At 67.0% G+C, this 12,252-nt stretch carries 14 protein-coding genes; 9 read left to right on the forward strand and 5 right to left on the reverse strand.

What is annotated here, in order from left to right:
• The first annotated feature begins 3 nt into the window (after positions 1–3).
• On the forward strand, positions 4–273 hold the full coding sequence (locus BX604_RS09385; protein ID WP_006477716.1) for an HPr family phosphocarrier protein: 270 nt from the start codon (positions 4–6) through the stop codon (positions 271–273).
• Positions 274–473: 200 nt separating this feature from the next.
• Positions 474–2,246, forward strand: coding sequence for a phosphoenolpyruvate--protein phosphotransferase (ptsP, locus tag BX604_RS09390; RefSeq protein ID WP_098552797.1), 1,773 nt, complete (start codon positions 474–476; stop codon positions 2,244–2,246).
• Positions 2,247–2,340: 94 nt separating this feature from the next.
• On the opposite strand, the gene BX604_RS09395 is transcribed toward ptsP, so the two are convergent.
• From BX604_RS09395 to gpmA, 3 genes are all read right to left on the reverse strand, one after another.
• A complete protein-coding gene (locus BX604_RS09395) occupies positions 2,341–3,093 on the reverse strand; it encodes a HesA/MoeB/ThiF family protein (RefSeq protein ID WP_098550502.1) in 753 nt (250 codons plus the stop codon).
• 103 nt (positions 3,094–3,196) lie between these two features.
• Complete coding sequence (locus BX604_RS09400) at positions 3,197–4,738, reverse strand: S41 family peptidase (RefSeq protein ID WP_098550503.1); 1,542 nt, start codon at positions 4,736–4,738, stop codon at positions 3,197–3,199.
• Positions 4,739–4,998: 260 nt separating this feature from the next.
• Positions 4,999–5,745 (reverse strand): 2,3-diphosphoglycerate-dependent phosphoglycerate mutase, encoded by a 747-nt coding sequence (gene gpmA, locus BX604_RS09405; protein WP_021164239.1) that lies wholly within the window; start codon positions 5,743–5,745, stop codon positions 4,999–5,001.
• Between the two features lie 137 nt (positions 5,746–5,882).
• Here gpmA and BX604_RS09410 point away from each other — a divergent pair, with 137 nt between their 5' ends.
• From BX604_RS09410 to BX604_RS09430, 5 genes are all read left to right on the forward strand, one after another.
• Positions 5,883–6,305, forward strand: coding sequence for a rhodanese-like domain-containing protein (locus BX604_RS09410; RefSeq protein ID WP_098550504.1), 423 nt, complete (start codon positions 5,883–5,885; stop codon positions 6,303–6,305).
• Positions 6,302–6,562, forward strand: a complete 261-nt coding sequence (grxC, locus tag BX604_RS09415) for a glutaredoxin 3 (RefSeq protein ID WP_012364773.1) — start codon at positions 6,302–6,304, stop codon at positions 6,560–6,562. Before BX604_RS09410 ends, grxC begins: the two co-directional genes overlap by 4 nt.
• A gap of 106 nt (positions 6,563–6,668) precedes the next feature.
• Complete coding sequence (gene secB / locus BX604_RS09420; protein WP_098550505.1) at positions 6,669–7,148, forward strand: protein-export chaperone SecB; 480 nt, start codon at positions 6,669–6,671, stop codon at positions 7,146–7,148.
• A gap of 26 nt (positions 7,149–7,174) precedes the next feature.
• Complete coding sequence (locus BX604_RS09425) at positions 7,175–8,173, forward strand: NAD(P)H-dependent glycerol-3-phosphate dehydrogenase (protein ID WP_098550506.1); 999 nt, start codon at positions 7,175–7,177, stop codon at positions 8,171–8,173.
• A gap of 93 nt (positions 8,174–8,266) precedes the next feature.
• Positions 8,267–8,791, forward strand: coding sequence for an O-acetyl-ADP-ribose deacetylase (locus BX604_RS09430; protein WP_098550507.1), 525 nt, complete (start codon positions 8,267–8,269; stop codon positions 8,789–8,791).
• A 325-nt stretch (positions 8,792–9,116) separates the two neighbouring features.
• Here BX604_RS09430 and trmL read toward each other — a convergent pair whose 3' ends face one another.
• Positions 9,117–9,587 carry a tRNA (uridine(34)/cytosine(34)/5-carboxymethylaminomethyluridine(34)-2'-O)-methyltransferase TrmL gene (gene trmL, locus BX604_RS09435; protein ID WP_098550508.1) on the reverse strand — a complete coding sequence of 157 codons (471 nt, stop codon included), beginning with the start codon at positions 9,585–9,587 and terminating at the stop codon, positions 9,117–9,119.
• A gap of 108 nt (positions 9,588–9,695) precedes the next feature.
• Positions 9,696–10,475, reverse strand: a complete 780-nt coding sequence (locus BX604_RS09440) for a ComF family protein (RefSeq protein ID WP_098550509.1) — start codon at positions 10,473–10,475, stop codon at positions 9,696–9,698.
• Between the two features lie 82 nt (positions 10,476–10,557).
• Here BX604_RS09440 and BX604_RS09445 point away from each other — a divergent pair, with 82 nt between their 5' ends.
• Positions 10,558–11,523, forward strand: a complete 966-nt coding sequence (locus tag BX604_RS09445; protein WP_098550510.1) for a methyltransferase domain-containing protein — start codon at positions 10,558–10,560, stop codon at positions 11,521–11,523.
• A 195-nt stretch (positions 11,524–11,718) separates the two neighbouring features.
• Complete coding sequence (locus tag BX604_RS09450; RefSeq protein ID WP_098550511.1) at positions 11,719–12,243, forward strand: DUF2244 domain-containing protein; 525 nt, start codon at positions 11,719–11,721, stop codon at positions 12,241–12,243.
• Positions 12,244–12,252: the final 9 nt, after the last annotated feature.

Genomic DNA, 12,252 nt, shown 5'->3' on the forward strand with positions numbered 1-12,252 from the left:
ATCATGCTTCAACAAGAAACCACCATCGTCAACAAATTGGGGCTCCATGCACGCGCATCGGCCAAGCTTACGCAACTGGCCGGCAACTTCCAGTCGGAAGTCTGGATGACGCGCAACGGGCGCAAGATCAATGCGAAGAGCATCATGGGCGTGATGATGCTCGCGGCGGGCATCGGCAGTACGGTGACGATCGAGACCGAGGGGCCGGACGAACGCGAAGCGATGGACGCCCTGCTGAAGCTGATCGCGGACAAGTTCGGCGAAGGTCAGTGATTCCACGCGGGATCACTACCGTTTCGAATCGGAATGCCGCGTTTTTCGCGGCATTTTTTTCGTCTGAAGCATTGATACGTAAAGCGTAATGCTGCGCTGCATGCAGTCAGCATGAAGGGACGGAATTTATAATCGCTAACCGGGGTCATAAGCGCATCGCAGCAGTGTGCCGCGGCTTTACATGTACAGAGGAGGTGCGCGTGTCCTTCACGCTGCATGGCATTCCCGTCTCACGTGGTATCGCGATCGGGCGAGCGTACCTGATCGCGCCGGCGGCGCTCGACGTCGCCCATTACCTGATCGAAGCGAACCAGATCGATGCCGAGGTCGAGCGTTTCCGCACGGCGCTCGACACCGTGCATCACGAACTCGAAGCGCTGCGCGCCGACCTGACCGACGACACCCCGACCGAAGTGGGTGCGTTCATCGACGTGCACGCGATGATCCTGAGCGACGCGATGCTCGTGCAGGAAACCATCGACCTGATCCGCACGCGGCGCTACAACGTCGAATGGGCGCTGACCGAGCAGCTCGAACTGCTCACGCGCCACTTCGACGACATCGAGGACGAATACCTGCGCGAGCGCAAGGCCGACATCGAGCAGGTGGTCGAGCGCGTGCTGAAGGCGCTCGCCGGTGCGCCGTCCGCGTCGCAGGCGCTCGATCGCGCGGCCAAGAACGGCACGAACGAGATGATCGTCGTCGCGCACGACATCGCGCCGGCCGACATGATGCAGTTCAAGTCGCAGTCGTTCCAGGCGTTCGTCACCGATCTCGGCGGCCGCACGTCGCACACGGCGATCGTGGCGCGCAGCCTCGGCATTCCGGCCGCGGTCGGCGTGCAGCACGCGAGCGCGCTGATCCGCCAGGACGACCTGATCATCGTCGACGGCGATCAGGGCATCGTGATCGTCGATCCGGCGCCGATCGTCCTCGAGGAGTATTCGTACCGCCAGTCCGAGAAACTGCTGGAGCAGCGCAAGCTGCAGCGCCTGAAGTTCTCGCCGACGCAGACGTTGTGCGGCACCAAGATCGAGCTGTACGCGAACATCGAGCTGCCCGACGACGCGAAGGCGGCGGTCGAGGCCGGTGCGGTCGGTGTCGGGCTGTTCCGCTCGGAGTTCCTGTTCATGCATCAGAAGGAGATGCCCGAGGAAGAGGAGCAGTTCGCCGCGTACAAGCGTGCGGTCGAGTGGATGAAGGGCATGCCGGTGACGATCCGCACGATCGACGTCGGCGCGGACAAGCCGCTCGAGGCGCTCGACGAAGGCTACGAGACGGCACCGAACCCGGCGCTCGGGCTGCGCGCGATCCGCTGGAGCCTGTCCGAGCCGCAGATGTTCCTCACGCAGTTGCGCGCGATCCTGCGCGCGTCCGCGTTCGGGCAGGTGAAGATCCTGATCCCGATGCTCGCGCATGCGCAGGAGATCGACCAGACGCTCGACCTGATTCGCGAGGCGAAGCGCCAGCTCGACGACGCGGGGCTCGCATACGACCCGAACGTGCGGGTCGGCGCGATGATCGAGATCCCGGCTGCCGCGATCGCGCTGCCGCTGTTCCTGAAACGGGTCGATTTCCTGTCGATCGGCACGAACGACCTGATCCAGTACACGCTCGCGATCGACCGCGCGGACAACGCGGTCGCGCACCTGTACGACCCGCTGCATCCGGCGGTGCTGCACCTGATCGCCTATACGCTGCGCGAAGCGAAGCGCGCGGGCGTGTCGGTGTCGGTGTGCGGGGAGATGGCGGGCGATCCGGCGCTCACGCGCCTGCTGCTCGGGATGGGACTCACCGAGTTCTCGATGCATCCGAGCCAGTTGCTGGTGGTGAAGCAGGAGATCCTGCGCGCGCACCTGAAGGCGCTCGAGAAGCCGACGGCCGACGTGCTCGCCGCGTTCGAGCCGGAAGAAGTGCAGGCGGCGCTCAAGCGCCTGGCGGTTGCCGAGCCGCGCGCCGACGCGGCCGCCTGAGCGGCAGCGGCGCAGGCCGCGCCGCGAAACCATCGTCGCGAAATCGTCGCGAAACGTCACGCATGCGCCGCCCGGCGCATGCATCCGACGCGTGTCAGTGCCGACCGCCGCACACCGGGCAGTCGGCCTGGCGCGCGATCTTCATCGTCGTCCATTCCATCCGCAGCGAATCGAGCATCATCAGCCGGCCGTTGAGCGTCGTGCCGATTCCGCCGATCACGCGCAGCGCTTCGGCGGCCTGCATCGCACCGATGATCCCGACCGTCGGCGCGAACACGCCCATCGTCGAGCACGCGACTTCCTCGAACGGCTGGTCCTCCGGAAACACGCACGCGTAGCAGGGCGCGCTCGGGTCGCGGAAATCGAACGTGCTGATCTGGCCGTCGAAGCGCAGCGCGGCGCCCGACACGAGCGGCACGCCGTGCGCGACGCACGCGCGGTTGATCGCGTGGCGCGTCGCGAAGTTGTCGGTGCAGTCGAGCACGACGCTCGCGCGCGGCACGTGTTCATCGAGCCAGGCATCGTCGACGCGCGCCGCGACCGCGTGCACCATCACCTCGGGATTCAGTTGCGCGAGCGCGTCGCGTCCCGATTCGACCTTGCTGCGGCCGACCGAGGCCGTCACATGCAGGATCTGCCGCTGCAGGTTCGTGAGGTCGACCGTGTCGGCATCGACCAGCGTGATCGTGCCGACGCCGGACGCCGCGAGATACATCGCGGCCGGCGAGCCGAGGCCGCCGGCGCCGACGACGATCGCATGCGCGTCGAGGAAGCGCTGCTGCGCCTCGATGCCGATTTCGTCGACGAGGATGTGACGGGAGTAGCGAAGGAGTTGATCGTCGTTCATGGGGAAGTCGTGGGCGAGGCGGACCTGCTGGCTATTCTAGGCGCGCATGAAAAACGGGCCATCGCGGTCTTCCCGCGATGGCCCGTCGGATGCCGGCCGGCGCTTACTGCGGTGCCGACGCGGGCTTCGGTGCGACGGCCTTTGCGCCCGACGCCTTCGCGGCGGACGCGGCCTTGGCTGCCGGGCTCTTCGTCGTGCTCTCGGCGAGCAGCGACTTCGATTCCTGCACCGGCTTGCCTTCGAGCTTGTTGAGCGCCTGCTGCATCATGAAGTCGTCGGCGCTGCCGAACTCGATCGGCTTGCGATCGCGGTCCTTCTGGCGTTGCTCCGGCGTCTTCTTGTCGTTCTGCTCTTCGAGGATGCGCAGCTGATCCATCCGGCGCTGCTCGCGCTCTTCCTGTTCCTTCTTCTCGTTCGGATCCTGCGTGTTCGCGAGGTGGTTCGAGTAATCGACTTCACGCGTCACGAGCACGTCGTCCGGATCGCCGTCCGCGTACTGATCGACCGGCACGTCAGGCGTGATGCCCTTGTTCTGGATCGAACGGCCGCTCGGCGTGTAGTAGTACGCGGTCGTCAGGCGCAGTGCGGTGTCGGCCGTCATCGGGCGGACCGTCTGCACCGAACCCTTGCCGAACGTCGTCTTGCCCATGATCAGCGCGCGCTTCGAATCCTGCAGCGCACCGGCGACGATTTCCGACGCGGACGCCGAATACGCGTTCGTCAGCACGATCATCGGCACGGTCTTGAAGACCGGCGGCAGGTTCTTCAGCGGATCGCCGTCGAAGGACGGCAGGCGATAGTTGTCGTAGGTGTCGCGGTAGACCTGCTTCGAATCCGGGATCTGGCCGTTGGTCGACACGACGACGGAGTCGGGCGGCAGGAACGCGCCGGCGACGCCGACTGCGCTCTGCAGCAGGCCGCCGCCGTTGTTGCGCAGGTCGACGATCAGGCCCTTCAGGTTCGGCTGCTGGCGTGCGATGTCCTGCAGCTTCGCGGCCAGATCGGGCGTCGTGCGCTCCTGGAAGCTCGTGATCCGGATGTACGCGTAACCCGGGTCGAGCATCTTCATCTTCACGCTCTGGACCTTGATGATCGCGCGCGTGACCGTGACCGGGAACGTGCGGTCGTCGCTCTTGCGGAAGATCGTCAGCGTGACCTTGGTGCCCGGCTCGCCGCGCATCTGCTTGACGGCCTTGTCGAGCGTCATGCCGCGCACCGGCTTGTCGTTGATGCGGGTGATCAGGTCGCCCGGACGGATGCCGGCGCGGAACGCGGGGGTGTCCTCGATCGGCGAGATCACCTTGACGAGGCCGTCTTCCTGCGAGATCTCGATGCCCAGACCCGCGAAGCGACCCTTCGTCTGCTCCTGCAGTTCATCGTAGTCGGTCTTGTCGAGGAACGACGAGTGCGGGTCGAGGCTCGACACCATGCCCTTGATCGCCGCCGTCAGCAGCTTCTTGTCGTCGACCGGCTCGACGTACTCGCGCTTGATCTGGCCGAACACTTCAGCGAACAGGCGAAGCTGGTCGAGGGGAAGCGGGGCCGTGGCGTTCTGCTCTGCCGATGCCGAAACCTGCAGCGTGGCGAATACGCCCGTGGCGAGGCCCGCGGCAATCAGGCCGATGTTCTTCAATTTCATTCGCATAGAGATCTGGTGCGGTCGGGAAGCGCGTGGCGGTAGCGGGGATGTAGCGGACAAGTATAACTGTTCGTCCGATTACTCAGTGCAACGGTGCGAAAAGGTCGCGTGCCCCGGGCTTCGGGCCCCGGCAGGGTGCCGCCGGACGCGCGACGGGTTCGAAAGCGGATTCGACAGCATCGGAGCCGCGAAGGTTCGCGCCGCGCACCGGAAAGGCCGGGCAGGGCCGGACGCACCGAAGGCGGCCCGGCCCTGCCCGACGGGCGTCAGCCCGCCTTGCCCTGTTTCGCGACGGCGGCCTGCGCCTGCGCGATCGCGTCCTGGTCGCCGAGGTAGTAGTGCTTGATCGGCTTCAGGTTCTCGTCGAGTTCATACACGAGCGGCACGCCGTTCGGGATGTTCAGGCCGACGATGTCGCTGTCCGAGATGCCGTCGAGGTACTTGATCAGCGCGCGCAGCGAGTTGCCGTGCGCGGCGATCAGCACCTGCTTGCCGGCACGGACGGCCGGTGCGATCGACTCGTTCCACAGCGGCAGCACGCGCGCGACCGTGTCCTTCAGGCACTCGGTCAGCGGCAGTTGCTCGCGCGGCACCTTCGCATAGCGCGGGTCGTTGAACGGCGCGCGTTCGTCGGTCGGCTCGAGCGCGGGCGGCGGCGTATCGTAGCTGCGGCGCCACACGAGCACCTGGTCGTCGCCGAACTTGGCGGCCGTTTCCGCCTTGTTCAGGCCCGACAGCGCGCCGTAATGGCGCTCGTTCAGGCGCCACGAGTGGACGACCGGCAGATACATCAGATCCATCCGGTCCTGCACGTGCCACAGCGTGCGGATCGCGCGCTTGAGCACCGACGTGTACGCGATGTCGAACGTGTAGCCGGCCTCCTTGAGCAATTCGCCGGCCTGGTAGGCCTCGTTGCGACCCTGTTCGGTCAGGTCGACGTCGACCCAGCCGGTGAAGCGGTTTTCCTTGTTCCACGTCGATTCGCCGTGGCGGATGAGAACGAGTTTGTACATGGATCTTGCGGTCGGTAGTGATAGGGAAGCGGGGCGCGTCGCACGGTGCCCGGTTCGGGGCCCGCCATCGCGCAAGACGGTTATTTTATAATGGCAGGATTGTCCTTTTCCGATTTCTCTTTTTCCGGCGGAATTCCGTGACGTTCTTTACCAATTACACCAACCTGGCCCTTATCGCGATCCTGGTGGTTTCCGGCGGTCTGCTTGCATGGCCCGTCCTGCGCCGCGGCCGCGGTGGCCTGTCGGCTGCAGAGGCAACGCAGCTCATCAATCGCCGCAACGCGGTCGTGATCGACGTGCGTGCCGCGTCCGACTTCGCTGCCGGCCACCTGCCGTCGGCGCGTCAGGTCGCCGCCAGCGAGATCGGCGCGAAAATTGCGCAGGTCGCAAAGAACAAGAGCACCCCCGTGCTGCTCGTCTGCCAGAACGGCCAGCAGTCGCAGAAGGCGGCGCGCGAGGTCGAGGCGGCAGGCTATGCCGAGGTACACGTGCTCGAGGGCGGCGTCGCCGCCTGGCAGCAGGCCGGGATGCCGGTCGTCAAACAAGGAGTGGCGAAGTGAGCAAGGTTTTGATGTACAGCACGCAGGTGTGTCCGTATTGCATTCAGGCCGAGCGCCTGCTGAAGCTGCGCGGCGTCGAGCAGATCGAAAAGGTGCTGATCGACCGCGATCCGGCCCGCCGTGAGGAAATGATGACGCGCACGGGCCGTCGCACGGTGCCGCAGATCTATATCGGCGACACGCACGTCGGCGGCTACGACGATCTGTCGAAGCTCGACCGCGAAGGCGGCCTGCTGCCGCTTCTGCAAGCGGCCTGATTAGGGCAGAATGGCCGCCGGCCGCGCTGCGGCTGAGCGCGCAGGATTCAACCGGGGCGGCCGGCGTGAAGCCGGGCCGCCCCGTCACCACTTTTAGGGAAACACCATGTCCGACGTCGAAAACCAACCGTTCTTCAACATCCAGCGCGTCTACCTGAAGGATATGTCGCTCGAGCAGCCGAATTCGCCGGCGATCTTCCTCGAGCAGGACATGCCGTCGGTTGAAGTCGAAGTCGACGTCAAGGCCGAGCGCCTTGCCGAAAGCGTGTTCGAAGTCGTCGTGTCGGGTACCGTCACCGCGAAGGTGAAGGACAAGGTCGCGTTCCTGATCGAAGCGAAGCAGGCCGGCATTTTCGACATTCGCAACATTCCCGACGAACAGCTCGACCCGCTCGTCGGCATCGCTTGCCCGACGATCCTGTTCCCGTACCTGCGCTCGAACATCGCCGACGCGATCACGCGTGCGGGCTTCCCGCCGATCCACCTGGCGGAAATCAACTTCCAGGCGCTGTACGAGCAACGTCTCGCGCAGCTTCAGGAGCAGGCCGGCGCAGCAGGCGCGCCGAACGGCACGACGCTGAACTGACGTTTCACTCCGGACCGGTGCTGGGTATGAAAGTAGCCGTTCTCGGCGCCGGTGCCTGGGGCACCGCGCTCGCGGGCCATTTGGCCGCGCGGCACGATACGCTTCTCTGGGCGCGCGACGCCGCGCTGATCGCCGGGCTGCAGGCCCGGCACGAAAATTCCCGCTATCTGGACGGCATCGCGCTGCCCGATGCGCTGCGCTACGACGCCGATCTCGACGTCGCGCTCGCGCACGGCGCCGCGGACGACGCGCTGTGCGTGATCGCCGCGCCCGTGGCCGGGCTGCGCACGCTGTTCGGTGCGATGCGCGACGCGGGCTGCGCGCCCGCGCACGTCGTGTGGGTCTGCAAGGGCTTCGAGGCCGACACGCACCTGCTGCCGCATCAGGTGATCGCGGCGGAGTTGCCCGGGCAGCACAGCAACGGCGTGCTGTCGGGGCCGAGCTTCGCCCGTGAAGTCGGGCTCGCGCTGCCGGTCGCGCTGACGGTCGCGAGCGCGTCCGCCGAATGCCGCGAGCGCACGCTCGCCGCGTTCCATCATGGCGCGATGCGGATCTATACGGGCGACGACGTGGTCGGTGTCGAGGTCGGCGGCGCGGTCAAGAACGTGCTCGCGATCGCAACCGGCATCGCCGACGGCCTCGGGCTCGGGCTGAACGCGCGCGCCGCGCTGGTGACGCGCGGCCTCGCCGAAATGTCGCGCCTTGGCGTCGCGCTCGGCGGCCGCGCGGAAACCTTCACCGGGCTCACGGGCCTCGGCGACCTGATCCTTACCGCGACGGGCGACCTGTCGCGCAATCGTACGGTCGGCCTGCAACTCGCGGCAGGCCGCTCGCTGAACGACATCCTCGGCGCGCTCGGCCATGTGGCCGAAGGCGTGCGCTGCGCGCAGGCCGTGCTCGCGCTCGCGCGCGCGCAAGCGATCGAAATGCCGATCACCGAAGCCGTGTGCGGCGTGCTGTTCGACGGCGTGGCGCCGCGCGATGCGGTCAGCGGCCTGCTGCGGCGCGACGCGCGCGCCGAATAACGCCGATTTGCCGGCGCCGCACGCGCCCGCGCAATGCGCGCGGCGCCAAAGCGCACTACGCTTGAACCGTCTCCGGCGTTTCGGGAGGGTGTCATGCTGCAGATCGGTTCCACCACGTTCGACGCGCAAGTCGTCGACATCACGACGCTCGACGTCGACGCGATCGTCAATGCCGCGAACGGCTCGCTGCTGGGCGGCGGCGGTGTCGACGGCGCGATCCATCGCGCGGCCGGCCCCGGCCTGCTGGCCGAGTGCCGCACGCTGGGCGGCTGCGACACCGGCGACGCGAAGCTCACGCGCGGCCACCGGCTGCCGGCGCGCTACGTGATTCATGCGGTCGGCCCCGTGTGGTACGGCGGCGGGCGCGGCGAGCCCGAGTTGCTCGCGTCGTGCTACCGGCGCGCGCTCGAACTGGCCGAGGACGTCGCGGCGACGTCGATCGCGTTTCCCGCGATCAGTTGCGGCATCTACCGCTATCCGGCCGCCGAGGCCGTCGACATCGCGGTCGGCACGGTCGTGGAAACGTTGCCGCAGGCGCCGAATCTCGCACGCGTGGTGTTCGCGTGCTTTTCCTCCGACATCTACGACCTGTATCGCGCGCGGCTCGCGCGCAGCTAGGGCCTGTTCACGCTAATAACGGGCTTGCGAACGCGCCTTTCCGCCCGTATGGCAAGGAGAGAGGAGGCGCAATAGCCGTAGCTATTGCAACGACGAACGACGCCGCCATGCGGGCGGAAAGGCACGTTCCCCTGTTTGGGAAAATTCATTCGTGGGGCTGGCCACCAGAAGGGCCGATCGCCGCGTCATGCTCCTCGCGAATACGTCGAGTATTCGCTTCGTCGCAATCCTTGCGCTCGGCCCTTCTGGTGGCCAGCGCAAACCCGTTATTAGCGTGAACAGGCCCTGGCGGGGCAGGCCGCGCGGTGCGCGAGCCGTTGCGGCGTCAGGCGCCGCCTTCGAAGCCGGCCTGGCGCCACGCTTCGAACACGACCACCGCGACCGTGTTCGACAGGTTCAGGCTGCGGTTGCCCGGCCGCATCGGCAGGCGCACGCGCTGCTCGTTCGGAAAGCGCTCGAGCACGTCGGCAGGGAGCCCGCGCGTCTCCGAACCGAACACGAACCAGTCGCCCGGCACGAACGCGTGATCGTGGAAGCGGCCCGAGCCGCGGGTCGTGAACGCGAACATCCGCGCGGGATCGGGCGTTTCGGCCGCGACGAAGGCGTCCCAGTCGCGGTGCACGCGCATTTCCGCATATTCGTGATAGTCGAGCCCGGCGCGGCGCATCTTCGCGTCGTCGAGCGGAAAGCCGAGCGGCTCGATCAGATGCAGGCGCGCGCCGGTGTTGGCGCACAGGCGGATCACGTTGCCGGTGTTCGGCGGAATTTCGGGAGCGACGAGGACGACGTTGAACATGGTTGGGTCTGGCTGGGCCGGCCGGGACGGAATGACGTGCATTCCTTCCCGGCCGGCCGGTTCGTGACGGCCGTGGCCGCGTTCGCGGCGGCCGGCCTCTCTATCTAATTAATCCCTGGCGGTGCGCAGCGCAACCAGATTCGTCACGCGCGCGGCGCCCGCGGCCTTCAATGCGTGCGCGGCCGCTACGAGCGTCGCGCCGGACGTCATCACGTCGTCGACGAGCGCCACGTGGCGACGGGCGACGTCGCTGGCCACCGCAAACGCCGCGACCATGTTGTTCCGCCGCGCGCGCCGGTCGAGCCGCGACTGCGGCGCGGTTTCGGTCACGCGTGCGAGCAGCGTCGCATCGGCGCGCACGCCGAGCCGGTGCGCGAGCGGACGCGCGATCGCCCACGCCTGGTTGTAGCCGCGCGCGACAAGCCGCCCGTGCGACAGCGGCACCGGCGCGACGACGTCGAAGCCGCCGGCGCACTGCATGGCGTTCGTATCGTCGATCCGCTGCGCGAGCCGGGCCGCGAATTCCGCGCCGAGCGCGAGCCGCGCGTGAAACTTCAGGCCGCGTGCGAGTCCGTCGAGCGGCGCACTGTAATCGGCGAGCGCGAACGTCGCGTCGAACGGCGGCGGCGTCGCGCGGCACGCGTCGCACCGGTAATCCGCCGCGTGCGAACCCGGCCGCGCGGTGCCCAGCGGCACGGCGCAGACGTCGCACCGCAAGCGCGCTTCATTCCAGTACGCGGCATCGCAGGCGGCGCAAATCACGCTGCGTGACAAATTGCCGCACAGCGCGCATTGGTTCGGCAACGCGTGCGCGACGATGCGTGCAAGCAACACACCGGCCTGCGACAAAACGACGCGCATCGCATGCGGAGCGGAACTGCGATCCATCGGGAACACTCCGGATGGCCCGCCTCGATGAAGGCTGCGAGGCGAGCGAGTATACTTCGGGCTCTTCGCCAGTGTGCCCGACATGTCCTCAGCTTCGACTTCAACCGGCCGTCCGGCCAATGACGCCCGGCGTTTGCGGCGGATCTTCGATCGCCGTGCCGCCTCGTTCGACGCAGTCGCATTCCTGCCGCGCGAGATCGCGCAGCGGATGAACGAACGCCTCGAGTACATCAAGGTGAGCCCGGCGGCCGTGCTCGATGCGGGCTGCGGGCCGGGCGACGACCTGCCGGCACTGCGCGCGCGCTTTCCCGAGGCCCCGGTGTTCGGCGTCGACCTGTCCGGCGCGATGCTCGCGCAGGCGGGTCAGCGCGAGGTCGAGCAGACGAACTGGCGCCGCTGGCTGCCGGCCTCGCTCGGCCGGGCGCTGGGCCAGCGCGGCCCGCGCGTTGCGCAGGCCGACTTCTCGATGCTGCCGTTCGCGGCCGGCGCGTTCGACCTGATCTGGTCGAATCTCGCGCTTCACTGGCATTCGCGTCCCGATGCGGTGTTCCCCGAATGGCAGCGCGTGCTGTGCGTGAACGGCCTGCTGATGTTCAGCACGTTCGGCCCCGACACGCTGCGCGAGCTGCGCGCCGCCTGCGCGGACACCGAAGCCGCGCTCGGCATCGCGCCGCCCGCACCGCGCGTCATCGATTTCGTCGACATGCACGATCTCGGCGACATGCTCGTCGAGAGCGGCTTCGAGATCCCGGTGATGGACCAGGAAGTCCTCACCGTCACCTACAAGACACCCGATTCCCTGCTGGCCGACGTGCGCCGCTGGGGCGCCTATCCGTTCGAGCGCGCGGCGCCGCAGCGCGCGACGCGGCGCTTTCGCGCGGCGCTCGGCGACGCGCTGGAGGCGCGCCGGCGCGCGGACGGCACGATTGCCCTGACGTTCGAGGTGGTCTACGGCCACGCGTGGAAGGCCGTGCCGCGTACGACTGCCGAGGGGCACGGGATCGTGCGTATCGAAGATATCGGCAAGGGGCGTCCGAAGAATCGGTAAAGCGGTAAAGAGCTGTTTTGTTATGTCTGAAATTAGCGGCGCAAAGCGGGGTCGAATTAGCGGCAAAAATGGCCGGGAAGCTTGTGGCGCTTGGCTTGCGGGCCGATAGGCGCTTGCTTGTGGATGCCATTGAACCCGCCTATAATGCGTCAGCTTGTCGTCCTGGGGTCCCCGCAATACGGGGCGGCGAGTCCGATGCAGGCATGCATCGCATGCCATTCGCGTGAGGCGGCGATGGAAGCAGCGAGGGTTTTGGCGGAGACGACGAACAATGAACCGGTCATCGCTGACTGGCTCATGAAACGTAATTGTTCGGTGTCGCCGCGCCAGTTCGTGCTGTTTTACGCGTCACTCGCGGGCTTCTCGCTGGTGATCGCGGCATTGCTGATGTGGCGGGGGGCTTGGCTCGTCATGCCCTTCACCGGAATCGAGTTGCTTGTAGTGGGTGTCGCATTTGCGATTTATGCTCGCCATGCAGTCGATTACGAACGCATCAAGCTGTTTCCGCACCGGCTCGTGATCGAGCGGATGGATGCGGAGCGGCTCACGCAGATCGAATTCAACCCGCGCTGGGTGCGGGTCGAGCCGGGTGCGACGCCACGCGATCCGGTTCGACTGGTATCGCGCGGGCAGACCGTCGTAATCGGGCAGCATCTCGCGCAGTACAAGCGTGCGCAGTTCGCCGACGAACTGCGCGTGTCGCTCAGGCGCTGCGGCTGACGAGGCGCG

The sequence above is a fragment of the Burkholderia sp. JKS000303 genome (assembly GCF_002563755.1).
GTDB lineage: Bacteria > Pseudomonadota > Gammaproteobacteria > Burkholderiales > Burkholderiaceae > Burkholderia > Burkholderia anthina_B.